This window comes from Bradyrhizobium sp. Crot121 (assembly GCF_059512385.1).
In genome coordinates this window covers 55712-73293 of record NZ_JCAMOR010000027.1, presented here as the reverse complement: position 1 = coordinate 73293, position 17582 = coordinate 55712, and the positions used below count along the sequence as shown (strand labels likewise).

Sequence of the window (17582 nt, the reverse complement as noted above, 5' to 3'; positions counted from 1 at the left end):
TGCTGTTTGGACGGGGTACTCGCAGCTTCGCTGCGCATTTCATGTTGGAGTAGGCGATGAGCGAAATCTGGCAACTCTCGGCCACTGAACTGGCGCAGGGCATTGCGCGCCGGCAACTGAGTTCGGCGGAGGTAATAGATGCCCATCTGGCGCGTATCGATGCGGTGAACCCGGCGCTGAATGCGGTGGTGCACGTGCTGGTCGACGAGGCCCGCGCGGCTGCGGGCCTCGCCGACAAAAAGCTCGCCGGCGGCGAGACCGTTGGCCCGCTGCATGGCGTGCCTTTTACCGTGAAAGAAAACATCGACATGGCCGGCCTGCCCACGACCTGGGGCGTGCCTGCGCTGGCCCAGGCGGTGGTGCCAGTTGATGCGCCGGTCGTCGAACGCATGCGCGCCGCCGGCGCCATCCCGATCGCCCGCACCAATCTGCCTGACATGGCGCTGCGCTTGCACACCGACAGTTCGCTGCACGGCCTGACGCGAAATCCCTGGCATCCCGGCCGCACCGCAGGCGGCACGAGCGGCGGCGAGGCCGCGGCGCTGGCCAGCGGCATGAGCCCGATCGGCCTTGGCAACGACCTCGGCGGCTCGCTGCGAATTCCCGCGACCGCCTGCGGCATCGCCTCCATCCGTCCATCCGCCGGCCGGGTGCCCGACGCGGGCTTTGTGCCGGCCGAAGACCGCTTGCTGGCGGTGCAGCTGATGAACGTGCAGGGGCCGATGGCCCGCCGCGTGGCGGATGTGCGCCTCGGCCTGCTTGTCCTGATGGGCGCGCATCCGCGCGACCCCTGGTCGATCGATGCCCCGTTCGAGGGGCCGGGCTTGGCGGGGCCGGTTCGCGTGGCCGTGCTGCCCGAGCCGCCCGGCGGCGGCACCGATCCAAAGGTGGCGGCTGTGGTGCGGCGTGCCGCTCACGCACTGACTGACGCCGGCTATGTCGTGGAAGAAGCCTGCCCGCCGCGCTACGACGATGCGATCGGCTGCTGGCGCCGCCTGATCGTGGGCGATTTCGGCTCGGTGCTGAATTTGCTGTCCCCGATGATGGGCACTGACGCGTTGGCCTTCCTGAACAACTTCAATGAGGGCATACCGCCTTTGGCCGACACCGCGTCATGGTCGCAATTGATGGCCGAACGCGACGGTATTGCGCGCGCATGGTCGACCTTCATGGCGGACCGGCCGTTGCTGCTGTCGCCGACCTGGACGCAATTGCCGTTCGAGCATGGTTTTGATTCGGCAACCCCCGCCGGCGCGGCCGCGACCAAGGAGATGATGCGCCCGGTCGTTCCGGCCAATCTGCTCGGGCTGCCTTCGGCCTGCGTGCCGGCCGGACGTGACGAGGCGACGGGGTTGCCGATCGGCGTGCTGATCACGGGCCAGCGGTTGCGCGAGGATTTGTGCCTTGAAGCGGCCGAAGCCATCGAGGCCCGCCTGGGCGTCGCGACGCCGATTGACCCGGTGCGCTGAAGGCCGGGGCAAGCAGAGTAACAAATACTCGCTGTCGTTCCTGCGAAAGCAGGAACCCCGAGTGTGAGCGCAATTTCAGCTGAAGATCATCTGGGAAGAGATCCTGAAGCGCCTCGACACAATTGAAGTCCTCGACGAGCCGAACCGGGTATATTCGAACTTGATCAAGGGGTATGAGACCATGCCGGTCCGCATTGAAGGCTGAGCCGGGAGCATAACGCGATAGATCGGTGCCGCCTCCTGCGGCGGCACCCTCTGATTCGAAGGTTTTTTGGCTCGGGTCCGAGACTCTAGCCGGCCCAAACAGCGCATTCCGAGCCGCTTGGACGACCCTCTATAAACATTCAAACTTCCCCAGACCGCTTTTTCTGAGACGTGGTTTCTCGTTCCTCAGCGCAACGTCCGGTCCTGGCCCTTCTGAGACCTGCCGACGGACACCAAGAATGTCCGCTCATCGGGCAAGACCGGAAGCGACTGGCCGCTCGCTTTACGAACGCCCGTCGGCATAGTCTCTGCCATCCACGTGGCGTATGGAGGTTCTACTACTTTGGGTCCGTCGCAATTTCGCGAGCCGACTCGACCGGCACCCCGTAGTAGTCGGCTCCGGCCGATCTGAACTTCTTCGCAAGCTCACCCGCCTGACCGAAAGCCTTTACTGTATCGTCGGCCGAGAGTGCCACCGTCGTGGTTATGTCGGACAGGCTTCCGCCAGCTGCCGCCGCAAGCACGGCCGACACCAGTGTACGCTCGTCGGGTGCTTCGGCTACTATCAGCCAGTCGTACCGTCCCAAGGTGAGGTACCAACTGATTAGACGACCGCCGGCGGCGGCGAGCATCTCAGCGATCGCCTCAGAACGGTTCTCCGGCTTCGCGGTCATTGCGCGGATCGCCGCCGGGGTGTACCGCCCTTGCGAAATGTAGATTGTCATATTGTTCTCCTGTCTAACGCGCTCCGTCGTCGCTCATTTTAGGTCGCCGACCGCTCGCGCGGATCGGCCTTGAACCTTAGCCGTAGCCCGCAGATCTTAGCCACCGGTCGCAATACGGAAATCCTGCCGGCCTCCGCTTTCTGATCGCTCCTGATTTTTCTGCATCATGTTCTCGCGGAGCTTCAGCCCGTTAAGCGCGCTGACCTCTACAAACCGGCGGCATTTTCAGTGAAGTACAAGGTCACGCCTTCCAGTCGCCGACGCAGAGCATCGCGATTTGCTGATACTCGACCACCACGTGCCTTCAGGAACTTATCTTAACTCACTCCACGCGGCATCTCCTGAGCGTGCAGATGAGGACATCATCGCACTGGGATTTCCAGACTACGGTCCGCACGACGAGCTCAGCAAACGCCTTGGAAAGATCATTGCAAGGCCGACCAAACACGGAGTGAAATTGATGGAAGTGTCCGCGATGCTGCCTGGCGGCATTGGCGGCGGCCCAATCGTAAATGATCGCTATCAGGTTGTTGGGGTCGCGCAGCGGGGCGGTCATTCAGAACCCGGCAAATCGCGGTAGATCCATACGGCGGAGGTACCGTTATAGGTTAGTAATATTGCCAATCTGCGATCTGCGGCGGGTCGTCCATCGTGTTTGCCATGATGGCCTAACCGGCTTTAACTTTCACGCGGAAGCTGTGGTAAAGGAACCAATTCACGCGAAGGAACTTGGGTTTGCAACCGAGGTCGTGTTCAGCTTGCATCGTAAGTGTTCAGCTTGCATCGTAATCTAGCATCGGAAAGCCTGTCCCTAAGTCAGATCCAGCGCCGACGGCAGCCGTGATGTCTGTACTGCGGTGCAGCGGTGTCTTGTCTGTAGGAGCTGGTTTTGAAGGGTTGACCTTGCCGCTCAGAAAATGCGGTCACACGGCGCGACCCGCAATTGACTCCCATCGGATCAGAGCCAACCGATTGGCAGCAAAATGAGTGCCCCCAAAGTGATCCGGGCAGGCCGCCCAAGCTCCACCGACACGGAGGTAACGGTGTCATGGACGAGATCGAAGCAAGGACGATCCGCAAGATAATGTGGCGTTTGCTGCCCTTCCTCTTCATCTGCTACTTCGTCGCGTACCTCGACCGGGTGAACGTCGGTTTCGCCAAATTACAGATGAATTCGGCGCTCGGCCTGTCGGAGGCTGCATACGGCTTCGGTGCGGGCCTGTTCTTCATCTCCTATTTCCTGTTTGAAGTACCATCCAACCTTGCGCTCGATAGGTTCGGCGCTCGGCTCTGGATCGCCCGCATCATGCTGAGCTGGGGTGTCATCTCTGGATTGTTCGCCTTCATCCCCTCGATCTCAGCGGCTACCGGGATCTCGACCGAGTGGGTGTTCTACATCCTCCGTTTTCTGCTCGGTCTCGCCGAGGCGGGCTTCTTTCCCGGGATCATTTTTTACCTGACGCTGTGGTTCCCCTCGATCTACCGCGCCCGGGTCGTCTCGCTGTTTATGCTGGCAATACCGTTCTCGTCGATTGTGGGCGGCCCGATTTCCGGGGCTCTGCTGAACATCGTCGGCGCTGGATTGGATGGCTGGCAATGGCTCTTCATCCTCGAAGCCTTGCCGTCGATACTAATGGGCTTCGGGGTCGTCTTCTACCTGACCGATCGACCGGCGCTTGCCACGTGGCTGGCCAACGACGAGAGGGGCTGGCTCGAACAACGGCTAGAATCCGAACGGCAGCATAAGGTGGCCGTCGAGCACCTGGGCATCGTCAGGGCGCTCACCGACCTCCGTGTCCTTGCTTGCGCGTTCGTCTACTTTTGTCTGAACGCGGCGAGCTATGGTGTGGCGTTCTTCTTGCCGACGATCATCAAGGACTTCGGCGTGAGCAACTTCCAGACCGGTCTGCTGTCCGCTGTGCCGTTCTTGTTTGGCGCCGTCGGAATGGTCCTCCTGGGCCGCAACTCCGACCGCACATTGAGGCGTCGGGAGCACGTTTGCTTCGCCATGCTTCTCGCCTCGATCGGTCTGGCCGGCGCGGGTCTCGTCTCCGCCCCGGCGCTGGTGCTTGGCTTCCTCTGCCTGAGCCAGATCGGCGTTTCCGCGACGCCCCCTCTGCTATGGCCGATACCCAGCGCGTTCCTGACGGGAGCTTCGGCTGCAGCCGGGATCGCGGGGATCAATGCGCTCGGCAACCTGTCCGGGTTCGCCGGGCCTTTCCTTATGGGCTACCTCAAAGATGCGACCGGCAGCTTCACCGCCGGGCTGCTGGCCTTGGCCGGTTGCGCCTTGGTCGGTGGCCTCGTCGCCCTGACGCTTAAAGTTAGTCCGCGACTAGAGATGGCCGGCGCTGCGCCGGGCGGGCCCGCACCGGCGGCGGCCCGTTGAGAGGACCAGGCGATGAGAGTCGATGAGTTTGGGATGTGGACCGATTCCAGGTGAAGCCGTTCCCGGTCGCCAAGGCATCTGCGTGAGAGAGCGCTCCACGCCGCCGGGAAACGAGATAGCCGCTGTGGTAACGCGCAGCCATCCCATCAGACCGGCAGGTGAGGGTTCTCCTTCAGGAGCCAGACTCCGGTTCAGCCTGGATAGAACCGCGGGGGCAACGATCACTCCCATATTTCGCATGCGACCGAAGGATTCTTTGCACAAAGCCGAGGCCGGCAGGTTTCACGCAGCGCTACGCTCTACACGAGCTGTCGCCGCCCAGAGTTCCGAAGCGGCGTAAATTTGAGAGCGGCAGCATCCGCCGCTTCGTACGGCCGGGCGGCGGCTCAAAGGCGGGATCGGGCCGTGCTGGTCTTGGCCTCTGCGTCCTTTACAGAGGCCGGGATTCAGTCTGATAGGGTCGCGGAGCCCTGTCTGGACCGCCGCTCATCGCTGAGCTGGGCCTCGCGCGGCGTCCGGCCGCGTAACCCGTTCTAAGGGATCAAGATGGCGCCTGAAGGTCGGCTTCAGGCCCTCTAAGGCTGGCGGCTCTGCACGGGAGAAGTCCCGAAAGGTGGGTTTCTCTCGCCTACCGAGAACACCTGAGCCGTAGCGATTGAGCAAGTTTCTTTACAGGTTCTCTCCCTCCAGCGAGGGTAACAGCCTTCTAAACCTCACTTAGGATCACGCCTCGTCCATCTTCGCCAGCACGCGCTGCACTAGTACTTGCGCCGGATTGCGATAGTGCTGCGCGGTTTCAATAGCTTTCAACCTCCGCGGTCCTCGAACGGCAACATCAAGACGCCACGGCTGTTGGGGGCGCCTGGCCGAACGTCAAAGACCCCTTTCCAATCGGGGGCGTCGTCGGGGTATTCAATGTCCACTCTGCTCCGAAAGTGACCGAAGTGCTGCGTTACCGCAAATGCGGCGATGGACCTGAAATCTGCCCAATGCTAAGCCGGTAGACGCGTCGCGCGCCTTGCCCGTCGCGGAAGATTCGACTTGTCGCTTTGGCAGGGTCTTTGCGAGCTCGCGAGCCCACTTGGAAAACAAACGACGTCAAACGATTGATCGAACGAGGTGCGACGTTCCCATCAGTCGCAAGACCCAGGTAGGCAGATCCTAAACCTTGGTTTGCTCTTCTCAGCCGATGGTACCGTACGAGATCGACCTCTGTGCAATGGTTTGGTCTATTTCTCGTGACTATGCTTGGGGTGTAGCCGCCCGATCTGTCGAGCGGCAAGGGAAGAGTTCAGCGATGAGAATCATAGATGCAACCGCATCGTCAGGTTTTGCTCGCAAGACGGCTGAGTCAGCCTCCGAGTTCGCCAGCGTCGTTCACAACCTGATCATGGACGCGCGCGACAGCTACCGGCCCGAACTGCACTACATGCGTGGCCCCGGCCCAAAATGGCGCGCCAAGCATCAGTCCTGGCTAAAATTGGATTCTCAAGCCGTACCGCCCGGCCGGGCAGCACAAGCTGTCGCCGCTCTATGTACGCCGTCGCGACGCGGCTAGCCCCACCCGATAGCAGGCCGAGGTTACCGAGTCATGCTCGTGATACGGGTGTTGCCGTTGGCCGTCTCGCTGTCGATTAACCTGCCGACAATCTCGAGGGCCGAATCCTCGGAGTGCGCACGCATCTCCGATCTAACCTCTGCTCGCGCTCGTTGGGCGGAAATCCGAGGTTGGATGCTGCTCATTGGCGCCGCTCTTTGCCTCGCATTGGTGGCTATGCTGAGCGGTTCGGCGCACGCCGGCGCCTTCGAAGAACGCAAATTGCCGATGAAGTTCAGCTGGGTCGCTTGCCAGCCGAATTGTCGGGGCTGGGTCAGCGCGGTCGGCATCGTGACCGCCGATAGTCCAAGGGATTTCGATGAATTCGCGCGCGGCCGACAGCTCGGCGGCGCGACCATCGTGCTGGATTCCAGCGGCGGTTCAGTCAACGACGCGATCGCGCTTGGACGGCGCTGGCGCAATCTCGGGGCGCTGACCACCGTCGGCATCAGCGTCCAGACCAATACCGCGCAGAGCGCTAATGCCAACATGGCGCCCGCGGCGTATTGCGAATCGATGTGCGTGTTCCTACTGCTGTCGGGCAAGACGCGTTACGTGCCCGAGACTGCCCATGTTCGGGTGCATCAGATCTGGATCGGTGACCGCGCCAATGACGCCAAAGCCGCGACCTACAGCGCAGATGATCTGATGATCGTGGAACGCGATATCGGGCGTCTCGCCAAATACACCTTCGACATGGGCGGCGCGGGTGATTTGCTGTCGCTGGCGCTGAACGTGCCGCCGTGGGAAGATCTGCATGAACTGTCTCGGGAAGAATTGCAACAGACCAATCTCGTCACCAGCGATATGGTTGCTGAGCCGGGCCGCCCGAACGCAACAATGGTCGAGCTGACGCCCAAACCGGTGCTGGGTCGCTTCGTCGGCAGTGCGGTTGCGACCGAGACAAATCCAGAGCCGGCGAAATCAACCAAGTCGGCTGAAGCTATGGGGCGGGCGGACGGCGTTAGGGCGGCGACCCCGCTTGGACAAGAGTAGCGGGTAGCCTCTCTGAGGAACTATTAAGGACTTCCCACGAAAGCCAACAAAGGCAAAACGGCATATTCACAGCAATTTCCGAAATGGGTCGATTCTATTGAAAAAGGCGGCTGTTGCGACGCAGAGAGATCAGTGATTCAGTCCGTCTAATTGGCAGGACTGAAGGTCATGATGGGACATCGGGCAAGTCGAACAGGCTGCGTTATTCTATGAGTTCTCGCTCGAAAGGCACATCCCGGCCAACCATTTGCTCCGGTCAATCGATAGGTTCGTGGAGCTTGAAGACCTGCGACGGGAGCTGGCGCCGTTCTACAGCAACATCGGACGGTCTTCGATCGATCCCGAGCTGATGATCAGGATGCTCCTTCGGCATACGATCGAAGCGGCGCCTGTGCGATGAAGTCCACCTCAATCTGGCGTACCGCTGGTTTTGCCGGCTGGGTCTGGACGGGGCCGTCCCCGATCACTCGACGTTCTCGAAGAACAGGCACGGCCGTTTCCGGGACTTCTTCTGGAAGCGCAGCATTAGAGCCCGCAGAAGAATGGAATTAATCGTTCGTTCCGGCGGCCGGGATGCGCGACACATAATTGTGAAACGGGCGGGAACATCTGCCGTGGTGGGCTAATTTTACTCCCTCTCTGGGCAATCACGAGGAGGCTACCATGAGGACACCTCAGCTCTCCGCATTAGTGTTTGCTATGCTTACCTTTAGTGCCGTCGCCGCGGAACCTCAAAAGCTGTGGGAGACGAGTGGCTTCAAGCAGCCCGAATCAGTCGTCTTTGACCGAGCCGCGGGGGCTATTTATGTGTCGAATGTCAACGGCGAGGCGATGAAAAAGGATGGTAACGGCTTCATTTCAAAGCTCGGGCCGGATGGAAAGGTCGTGACAGTGGAGTGGGTCAAGGGACTCGACAGTCCGACCGGGCTCGCGCTTGCCAACGGCAAGCTGTACGCCGCAGACGTGGATCAAATTGCAGAAATCGACGTCGCCAAGGGCGAAATCATCCAGCGATACGAGGCACCGGGATCCAAGTTCTTGAACGACCTCACGGCTGACAAGACGGGACGGGTCTATGCATCCGACATGGTGACAAACAGCATTTGGGTGCTCGACGGCGGCAAGCTGTCTCTCCTGATGCAGGATGACGCGCTCGACAACCCGAACGGGCTCCTCGCCGAGGACGGGAGGCTTGTGGTCGCGTCGTGGGGAAAGATGGCCCCGGATTTCTCAACCAAGGTGCCCGGCCACATGAAGGTGGTCGATCTCGCGACGAAGAAAGTGTCTGCTCTTGTTGACTCGACACCCGCCGGCAATTTCGATGGTGTCGTGCCCGATGGCAAGGGCGGCTATCTCGTCACCGACTGGATGAGCGGCGGCCTGTTCCACGTTGCGAAAGATGGCAAGCCGACGCGCCTCCTTCCGCTCACGAAGGGGAGCGCCGATCTCGGCGTGGGGCCGGACAAAATCATCATTATCCCGATGATGATGGACGGCACTGTTCTGGCTTACAAAGTCGATACGCAGTGATGATCGGTGTGCCAGCAAGGGTTTCGCAACAGAGCTTCAACTCGCAATTTGCGCAGGCGTCAAAGCGGGTCAAGTTCTGCGTGGATTGTGCGGCACATCTCGCGTTGTCGAAAATGAGGTGGTTCGCTGGGTGACTGCTTCGGGTCATCCTCGATCGCCTCTGCTGGTTTCGGCTACCGTGCGATGTCTGCTCTTCCCCGAAAGCGTCCTGCTTACTGCGTGGCAACGAAATGACGCGAAGGGCCAAGAGACGACATCAGCGACCTTTATTCAATCACCGATCATAGCCAATGAATAGATGAACAATCGCTACGCCAATACGTCTCGCGTTTGGGAAGCCGCTTGATAGTTCGGCGAGCACGAGAAAGAACAAGCCGTAGAAATAGGGCGTATAGCGCGGCTCGAGTGCCAGAATAGGTGCCGCGAGGAGCTTCCTGACGGGCTCTCGATTAATGATGGCGCTGGTCGCAATCCCGATCAAGGCACCGACGAGCACGTCACTCGGGTAGTGAATGCCAAGATACACGCGTGCCATCGCAACGAAGCCTGCGAATATGCCGAAGAACAGACCCCACCACCGTGAGATAGGCCAGAAGCCGGCGGCAATGGCAAAGAGATAGGTTGCATTGTCGCTCGGGAAACTGCTCCAGTGCTCGAGGTCTGCATGCCATTCGAAGGTCGGCGCATTGGCGCCGATGCTGTACATCGGGCGGTCGCGAAAAGGCGCCAACAAGGAGACGACGCGATTGAGGACCAGTGACACGGCGACTGCCAGGATGATCGTGAGGATGGTTTCGCGCCGTCGCGTCATTTCCTTGTCGGGCCAATACCACATCAGCCCGACAATCCCCATGAAGAGCGATCCTTGGAGGACTTGAAAGTGAACGGCGACACGGTCGAGTGTCGGGCTTGAGCCGCAGAGATCATTCAGGGCCCGGAAGATGGAAACATCGAGCCCGGCTAGAACATCCATTAAGTGTGACATTGCCAATTTGCGTGAGACAGCAATGTGACGAGCTTGGGGCGGAAGGCGGCGCGGTCGACGCTTCGACGAGAGTTCCGCTTGATCGTATCGGCAAACGACTGCAACGGTTCCACGATCGGAACCGAACTGAGGAAGAGGGGTAAGCGCGCCAGGAGTAGCATAAGCACTGTCGAGGTCAGCACCGGGTCATTTTCGACCGATTCGGCCGGCTTTGGCTGCCGGTTCACATCCGCTTCGCCCGAAAAGCGGACGTGAGCCTGGAGGGACGACAAGCATAAAGGCGCGTGGCCTGAGAGTTGTGATTCAAGTCCCCAACGGGGAGCTTCGATTTGTACGCCAAGAACTCGAGGAATCGCGTTCAACCGGACGATGCTTGCCGAGGAGCCGCGCTCACGCGCAGGGAGCGCCGATGCAACTGAAAGGCGAACGACAGAAATCATTGTTCAACGGCGGCCGGCATCAATGACTTGAAACCGCCGATCGTGTTTCGCGGGTAGGCCAGGGATCGCGCAACGAGTGGTTCACCATTCCGGTAGCGAACCAAGCAAGGACGCGAGACCCTCGATCCTGCCGATCTCGTCGACTAAATTACGCACGAAGCCCGCGCTTCTGGGTCGCTGTCGGTGCAAGCTATGAGTACGCCGATGCGCCGCATTCGCTCTGGCTGCTGCGCGCCGCCGCAAGCGGCGAGACCGCCGCGCCGCCAAGAACACGTCTGTTGTCCGGGTACATCAGCATGCAGCCTGCGCCGCGCGCAACAAGTCGCGAAGCGGTCTGACCAACGGGCGAGGGACGCAATCGACTGGAGGATCATCAATTCAACAGAAAGCAACCCATGTGGTTACCGTCGCAGTAAACCGTCCCTGCCGGCCGACCTGCCTGCAGGCTGGCTCGAAGCGATGGTGTTTTGTCCTCGCGCTGGCGCTGGTCGCCTGGGCCACCGTTACTATCACCAGGGCCGGTTCGAACGTCCCCACGAACCTGCCGACTACCACATGTCGAGAGCGGACCGTACCGCTTCACGCGCGAACCCCACCCCGACAACTTCGAGCCGGCTGCTGCGATATAGACCTGCGATGAAACTGAGAAATGGCTGCGGCGTAATCGTTAGAGGAGAGGATCGCACTTCTCGTGGAAGCTTGTCACCTTCTCACGGTTACATGGCTTGCACGACACCGACCGCATCACCAACTCAAAGCTAATCGTGTCAAGATCCAGATAAACTAATCCCGCCTTCTTTGTTGCCCCGTTTCCGACGTGGCGGATCGCGAGAGGCATCGCGTGTATGAATGGAGAATTTATGGGAACACTGTTACCGAATCCGAGTACCTCTCGGTCCAAGAAGTAGCTGAACGTTACGGCGTTAGTCAAAGTACCGTCAGGCGCGAAATTAATCGGGGTCGATTACGCGCTCGGCTTATTAAAAGTGCCTATGCAATTCGACCTTCTGACGCTGAGAATTGGCTTGCTCAGAACGGGAACATGGCTCGCGTGTTTAACCTGAGCAAACCTGGTAGTCCTTCGATCGCTATCGCGCACGACCTACTGCGAGTTCTTGTCTGGGCGTCGCTCGGCGGTCGGAGAGGCTATCGGATCAGGTCAGATGCTGACAAAAAGCTAGTGGAGCGCCTCCGAGTTTTGGGCTTTGAAATCGAAGTTCGGCACGCTCACGGGCGGCCGGCCGAGGCCCGAGCAAAAGATTTTGTAGAGGTCTGCATCGGCGGGGGGTGTCATAGCCTGCCCGGTCCAGGTCCGCGGCATGCATATTCGGCAAACCCGAGGATTAGCGAAGCAGTGAAGGCGACTGTCATGGGCTATTGGGCGCCGTACATGCGCGATAAGGGTGGTTCAGGCAAGTAGCAGCCGCCGTACCGGTTGCTACAGGTTACCCGCGGGCAGCGACGGATGTCGCCGGGATTCGAAGGGTGCAGGCGGGGCTCAGATCGCGCGGCGGCACTACTTGCGGGCTTGCTCGAGATACCCGCGCCGCGTGAACTCGCGAGCGGGCACCCGCGATCCAGCCAAGTTCAGTTGTCACCTTTGCAAGATGTCGATCGGTACCTGCCGTGCGCTCGCGTTGAGGGACCGCAGAACGTCCCAACAAGTTTTGAATGCTGGTCCGCTCCCGCCCATCGAAGCTCCTCTTGCCGCGCAAAGGATGACGATCGAACAGCGCTACAGCGAGGGGCTGATCGGATGAATGGTGCGCGCTGGATTGTGTACCTTGGTACCTTATACGCATGGTGGCCACTGCAACTTCAGTCGCTCCGCCGCCACCAGTCAATATCGGCATCAATATCCCACGACAACGCATCGGCGATCGGACCGGAGTTTGGGTATCCTTGACGCATGTGGCGATCGGCCACGCGCTTAGCCTCGGCGACCGAAGAAAATGTGGCGCGGTGCCAGTGCTCGTCGTGGAGTGAGCAACCGTTTCGCGACGCCTGATACTTCCGAACACCGGCCTTGGTTATCCTTAGCTCGCCGTACTGTGTCCATCTGGTCCAGTCTCCGTCGAACTCACGCTCCCAACGATGAGGATGATGTCTGTGATGGTTCGCGATCGTGGGCACTGAAATCGACAGTCTGAACGCTGGCAATGGGATCACCGAGATCGTCATATACCACCGGGTTGCCGGCATCGTTCGGGCTCGCGGACCCGGCTAGGGCACCTGTGTCGCCGTTGAAAATTTCCCACTTTCCCGGTGCACGCGGTGTTGGCCGGAGGTCATATTTTGGCTGGTATCTTAGTTGACGGGACCGCCGCCGCGCCAAGCGCGTCTGCCCTGTTTGCTTGCTTCTTAATGCATCGAGATCGATGTCAAAATCCCCAACACTCATCTTGGTCTTCCTTGCTTCGGTGAGACGGCCGTTGGGGAAAGCCGTTCTCAGGACGCTAAGTCCGAATTGGTAAATAGTGTGTATTGCTGGGCCGAACCCAACGTCACTTGCGTACTTCCACGCTCGGAGACGCGGCCGCCATCGCCGCTGGCGGCCGCGCCCGCCGCTCTCACGACGTGAGAGAATCGCTGACAAACTCGAATGTCGCCATGGTGTGAGTGACGGTAAGAACGTCGAGTGCCTTGTTCAACTCCTCGGGGTCTTCTTCGTCTCTCAGCCAAATATCCACGACACGTTCGAGTGCCCTGTCGCGCTTGCGATAGAGTGAGCACGCACCGCCAATTTGCTCCTTGTGCTGACCGCGAGTGAAATCGTGTACACGCTGACGTTCAGCCGAGTTCAGCAATCAAGGCCGCAAGGTGACGATACGTGCTGGCTGTCCGATCACGCTAGGAATAACGCCTTGTCGCCTCGGCACTGTTGGGCGGGTCGATCGAGACGCGCTGGCTTTTTGATTGTTCAGCCACGCCCTGAGCCCCGCCAGTTCTTTTTGCTGCTCCGCTAATTCGTTAGAAAGCGCGTCGTCCAACCATTGGAGCACCCAACTCAGCAGCTTTTGTCGTTCGGCATCATTCAGATCCGGGTGTCGCTTGCGCATTTCCCGCATGCCATATGCCTGTGCGGCTCCAGAGAAGGTCAGCCGTGGCTCCGAAGATATCGGGTTTGCGAAGTATGGTTCTTCGACGCCATTAGTGGCGTCAAAGCAACCAACGCGGCTGACCCACCATATCGAGGAAAGTTCTGCGAGTGATCCGGCGAACTTTTCCTTTGTTGCGTCAGTTAGACCCTTCGCAAGCGCTTCACAGAACGCGCGCGCAAAGGCCGCGGCGCTGTCCGCGAGGAGGATGCCGAGGCGGCGTTCGACCCGATCTACGTCGGCGTTCCGCGTCGCACCCTTCAGGTCAGGGAAGCCATAGTGCTTTTCATGGGCGGCGACGGCTTGGGCCGCACATCGAATTGGAAATTCGCATGTGAGGCTGGTCGGTGCTGCCAGCTCCTGTCCCGCGTTGTTGAATATCCTGCAGACGTCGAAGCTGGTGCCATCGGGACGGACAGCTTCTCCGTAAAAGGCATATCCTACCTCGCAATCGGTCTCGACATGCTTAATCAGGAAGTAGTCTCGTTCTTGTTCTAGCCGATAATAGATTTTCATCTTTATCTTCTCCCCTGGCGCTCGCCAGCTTTCACCTTCAAACCTTGAACTGCGCCGAGTCTCAGGTGGTCACCTATGTCCCGCCCGGTAGTCTCACCTTGAAATCCGCGTGGCAGCGGCATTTGTCTCACCTGTCCCAGCAAGCGCGGCTGGGCGCGCACAACGCCTCTGCTCGCCGAATTTCGTCTCCATCTCTCAACTCATGCCGAATTTACTGAGACAACTGGGACAACTGAGACAAACCCTTATTTGCGTGCCGTCTTTGCGTGCGGAGGCTGGGCCAGTTAGGTGGGACAGGTGAGACGTGAGCGGACGCAATATTCGGCAAACGTCGCTGCTTGCTCACTTGACGCCCAAGCGCCTATCCACCTCCAATTGCCAGTTCTGGGCCGTCGGCACGTAGTAGCCCCAAGGCCGCTTGTTGGTTCCGGCTCCGCCGGCGCCAGCAGGTAGCCGGCTTCGTGGGCCGAACATTTCAGCGCACGCCCTGCCGAAGACCTCAGGCCCGACGGCGCGTTGACCAGTCTGCTTACAGAACCCCGTGTAGGCGTTCAGGAGGTCTGGGAATGAAATCAAAGCTCTAAGGTCGAAGTAGGGACCCGGATCTGCCCCGATGATTGCGTCTGCGATGATGCAGGATTGCGACCATTGCGATACGCTGTCGCCGCTCATGCGCTGCTGCTCTTTGGTTTCCGCAGTCCTGATCACCATGCGAGGGTGCCAGCTCTCCAGCTTTATGCTCCGCAGCAGCCATAAGAACTCGCTGGTGCCGCCGTCGGCGAGGTCCTGATACAACGCATCGAACCATTCCTTGTCTTCTGCGTGCTCGCTACCGACGTCGTAAACGACATAGCGGCGGTCACCGGTGCCGGCTACGATGGCGTGATCATGGTTCGTGGTCGCGACGACCTTCATGCGGTTTTGCACCTGCCGACAGCTCCCGTATTTGCGCTCGAGCTGAAGCTTGTCGCCCGTGATCATCGACTTCATTTTGTCAGCCGATTTGCGATCGCCCGCGAATAGGATTTCTTCGGCTAGAACGAAGCATGTCGTTTCGAGGTGGTCAGTAAACCGACCGAGTAACCGCTCCTTGTCATCAACGAGAAGGCCGTGTTGCCCAAAAATCTCAAGCAGAACCTGGCCAACGGTGCTCTTCCCCGTACCTTCTTGGCGGCTTTTCAAGACCAGCACTACGCCCGCGTGCTTGTCTGGGTTTTGAACAAACCAAGCGAACAAGCGCATTAGGTATTTGAACTTCTCCCTGTCGCGGCGGCAGATGACCCTTAGAAGATGTCGCAGAAAGCGCCGTTGCTTCTGCCAGCCCTGCTGCGGCTCGACACCGAACCCACGCCAGAGATTGAATTCGCCGGGTTGGGCTGCGCCGCCAGGCTTAAAGACGAGCGTCCGTTCGTGTCGGTACGGGCTCTCTTTCCAGAATTTCTCAATGGCGACAGGCTTCGCAGACCCGCGGCCGTGCACGACAAAGATATTCTGAACTTCCAGCCTGAACTCTTCATTGGGGACAACGGTCGCCGATCCGTCATCGTTGATCCGAAAAATGGCGGTCTCGCCCTTGCTCCTGCCGATGAAGTAATGCTCGTTCATTCGCGCTATGGCATCATTCTCGGAATAAACGCCGCCCGTCAGCGGCAGGCGCGTGACTGACATCGCCTTGCCTCTAGCCGGCCCGCACCCCTCCGAGACGATCGGGGTGTTTTCGAAGTTTGCTGCTGCCGGCATGGTGGGAGAGCTTGGTGCACGCCGCGCAAGTAAGCTGGCAACCAGACTGTCCAGAGACATCTGCGGGTGTGCTTCGTTATCAGCTTCCCGAGGCTCGTGCGGATGCAGTCCGGTTGCCGCGATGGACTGGAATGGGCTTGTCGTCATTGCGCTTCTCCGTCCTGAGGAGCGCGCGGGAGAGCGTCGAATTCCTTCAGTAGCTTGTGGTCTTCACCCAGGCTGATCGAGATGATGAACCTCTCTCCCCTGTCACCTGACGTTCCAAGTCCGCTGCCTGCTACCTGCCGTAGCTCTTTCGCCGCTTCAATGCGGTGCCGTGGCGAAACTGTCTGGTCGTGAAGGATTTCGTTGAGGACGGATGGCGCCTGAGCGAAATGCTGCTGGGCGGCCTCGCGGGCGGCCTCGCCGCTCCGGATGCGCCGCTCCCGTTCGATCTTAATGGCGTCCAGGAGAGAGGCATTCTCGGCGAGCCCGGCCCACCCGTGCTCATCCAGGCCCCACGTCTCCTTGAGCTCCCAGTCGGACCGCAATCCTTCAATGTTACGTGCGCAGTCAGTGACGAACGCTTTGCCCGTCTCATCATCGAGGCTGACGGAGGTGCCGCGGACGAGGACATGCGCGATAGTGCTCGGTCGGACTGCCGGCGCCGGCTGGCCAGGTAGGGAGGTACAGTCGGCCAGTGGGGTTACCGTGGCGGTAACTCCGGTGCTATTGCCTGGGGCCGTTGCTTCCGTGTAGCTCGGCAAGACGGTCGATCTCGTCCCGGCTTCGGGGCTAGAAGTTACCGTGGCAATAACGTTGGGCGCCAGGTTTTCCCGGCCATCCTGCGCTGGCGCAGCGGCGACGACTCGGGAGCTAGCCATGGCTCGCCCCTGACTCTCGACACGGCTTTTGTCCCGGCCGTAACGAGTTGATTGGCGCTCCGGAACCATTGTCGAGAGGGTCGGGAATCTTGGCCGCCGGCGTGAGCCGGGGCCCCTGGTCCCCAGAGTAACCGCCGTAACCTCCGATCCGACGAGCTGTGCGAGATGCCAGCCAGCGCTCGACGGCTGATTTCCGGTAGCCGATCCGGCGCTCGCTGAGCTGAACGAATTCCGGCCCACTTCCATCGGACCGTTGGCGTTGCAAGGTAGGACGGGAAGTGTTCAGCCAGGCAGCGAGCTCTTGCTCGCTTAAGATCGGGTCTAAAGTGTCGAGAGACATGGAAAGCCCTCATGATGTTTGTTGAGGGCCTGTAATAAATCGCTCTTTGGTGGACGTGGGACGGGGGAATTTAATCGCCGCCTGACAGAAGCGCCCTAATTTGCCTTAGCAAGGCTCGAACCGCGCCGGCTGTGATCTGCTTTCGTCTGGACTTTCTGTCGTCCGTCGTTCGGGCTGCCTTTGCATTGAGCCATTCCCGGACCTTTCGGTTCATTAGGCTGTTCGGCCCTACTGCGAACGGCGTTCCATCCGCCATCGCGCGCTGAATGAACACGTCGACCGCGCGCAACCTGTTTATCATTCCGGGCTGCTGGCGTTTTCCTCTTCCGGCAGCTTCCAGGCTGTCGAGACGGCGATCTCGCGCGTCTTGAACGTCTTGGTCGGTGACAGCAGTCCAAATGTCGAGGCGCCAGTCCTCGGTTCTACGTATGGGGGCTTGGCTCGTCTGCTCGACAGCGGCTTCGCCTCGCGCGATGCTTGCCTGAACGTCCGCTGGTATGACCACATTGGGATCAACCTCATCCCTCAGAGGAAAGCTTGCGAAGGCGGTCTTTTCTTCGGTCAGATGAGCATCCGCGCAATTCCCGATCTTTACTGCTTTCGGCGAGCGCTGCCGCTCAGAATGCTCCGCAGCAATGGCTGCTCCCTGAGCCGCGTCTGCGATGGTTCTTTCCGAACAGTCCATAAATG

13 protein-coding genes and 2 pseudogenes are annotated in these 17582 nt (G+C 59.9%); 8 read left to right on the top strand and 7 right to left on the bottom strand.

Annotated elements, in window-relative coordinates; translation table 11 throughout:
* Positions 1 to 56: 56 nt before the first annotated feature.
* Positions 57 to 1469 (top strand): amidase, encoded by a 1413-nt coding sequence (locus AC5ZGW_RS23190; protein ID WP_496113963.1) that lies wholly within the window; start codon positions 57 to 59, stop codon positions 1467 to 1469.
* A 67-nt stretch (positions 1470 to 1536) separates the two neighbouring features.
* Positions 1537 to 1674: pseudogene (locus AC5ZGW_RS23185) on the top strand (cytochrome P450); the annotation flags it as partial.
* A 337-nt stretch (positions 1675 to 2011) separates the two neighbouring features.
* Here the strand turns inward: AC5ZGW_RS23185 and AC5ZGW_RS23180 are convergent.
* Entirely contained in the window at positions 2012 to 2398 is a 387-nt protein-coding gene (locus tag AC5ZGW_RS23180) for a GYD domain-containing protein (protein ID WP_130225955.1), read from the bottom strand.
* 277 nt (positions 2399 to 2675) lie between these two features.
* Here AC5ZGW_RS23180 and AC5ZGW_RS23175 point away from each other — a divergent pair, with 277 nt between their 5' ends.
* The 5 genes and pseudogenes from AC5ZGW_RS23175 (at position 2676) to AC5ZGW_RS23155 (ending at position 8910) form a co-directional block, all read left to right on the top strand.
* The gene (locus AC5ZGW_RS23175) at positions 2676 to 2978 is read left to right on the top strand and encodes a hypothetical protein (protein WP_130225954.1); all 303 of its coding nucleotides are present in this window, start codon (positions 2676 to 2678) and stop codon (positions 2976 to 2978) included.
* 468 nt (positions 2979 to 3446) lie between these two features.
* Positions 3447 to 4787: an MFS transporter gene (locus AC5ZGW_RS23170; RefSeq protein ID WP_028169386.1), complete on the top strand. Its 1341-nt coding sequence runs from the start codon at positions 3447 to 3449 to the stop codon at positions 4785 to 4787.
* A 1732-nt stretch (positions 4788 to 6519) separates the two neighbouring features.
* Positions 6520 to 7380, top strand: a complete 861-nt coding sequence (locus AC5ZGW_RS23165; protein ID WP_130225952.1) for a COG3904 family protein — start codon at positions 6520 to 6522, stop codon at positions 7378 to 7380.
* Positions 7381 to 7548: 168 nt separating this feature from the next.
* Positions 7549 to 7886, top strand: a pseudogene (locus AC5ZGW_RS23160) (transposase); the annotation flags it as partial.
* A gap of 157 nt (positions 7887 to 8043) precedes the next feature.
* Positions 8044 to 8910: an SMP-30/gluconolactonase/LRE family protein gene (locus tag AC5ZGW_RS23155; RefSeq protein ID WP_130225951.1), complete on the top strand. Its 867-nt coding sequence runs from the start codon at positions 8044 to 8046 to the stop codon at positions 8908 to 8910.
* 274 nt (positions 8911 to 9184) lie between these two features.
* Here AC5ZGW_RS23155 and AC5ZGW_RS23150 read toward each other — a convergent pair whose 3' ends face one another.
* Positions 9185 to 9763 carry a phosphatase PAP2 family protein gene (locus tag AC5ZGW_RS23150; RefSeq protein WP_165435212.1) on the bottom strand — a complete coding sequence of 193 codons (579 nt, stop codon included), beginning with the start codon at positions 9761 to 9763 and terminating at the stop codon, positions 9185 to 9187.
* 1389 nt (positions 9764 to 11152) lie between these two features.
* Between AC5ZGW_RS23150 and AC5ZGW_RS23145 the strand changes: the two genes are divergently transcribed.
* Positions 11153 to 11755, top strand: a complete 603-nt coding sequence (locus AC5ZGW_RS23145; protein ID WP_130225949.1) for a helix-turn-helix domain-containing protein — start codon at positions 11153 to 11155, stop codon at positions 11753 to 11755.
* 398 nt (positions 11756 to 12153) lie between these two features.
* On the opposite strand, the gene AC5ZGW_RS23140 is transcribed toward AC5ZGW_RS23145, so the two are convergent.
* The 5 genes from AC5ZGW_RS23140 to AC5ZGW_RS23120 form a co-directional block, all read right to left on the bottom strand.
* Complete coding sequence (locus tag AC5ZGW_RS23140; protein ID WP_474418901.1) at positions 12154 to 12516, bottom strand: hypothetical protein; 363 nt, start codon at positions 12514 to 12516, stop codon at positions 12154 to 12156.
* A gap of 626 nt (positions 12517 to 13142) precedes the next feature.
* Positions 13143 to 13949: a hypothetical protein gene (locus AC5ZGW_RS23135; RefSeq protein WP_130225947.1), complete on the bottom strand. Its 807-nt coding sequence runs from the start codon at positions 13947 to 13949 to the stop codon at positions 13143 to 13145.
* A gap of 342 nt (positions 13950 to 14291) precedes the next feature.
* Positions 14292 to 15836, bottom strand: a complete 1545-nt coding sequence (locus AC5ZGW_RS23130; protein ID WP_130225946.1) for a primase-helicase family protein — start codon at positions 15834 to 15836, stop codon at positions 14292 to 14294.
* Positions 15833 to 16435, bottom strand: a complete 603-nt coding sequence (locus AC5ZGW_RS23125; protein WP_130225945.1) for a hypothetical protein — start codon at positions 16433 to 16435, stop codon at positions 15833 to 15835. The genes AC5ZGW_RS23130 and AC5ZGW_RS23125 overlap by 4 nt, the downstream gene beginning before the upstream one ends.
* A 527-nt stretch (positions 16436 to 16962) precedes the next feature.
* Complete coding sequence (locus tag AC5ZGW_RS23120) at positions 16963 to 17577, bottom strand: hypothetical protein (protein ID WP_130225944.1); 615 nt, start codon at positions 17575 to 17577, stop codon at positions 16963 to 16965.
* Between the last annotated feature and the right edge of the window lie 5 nt (positions 17578 to 17582).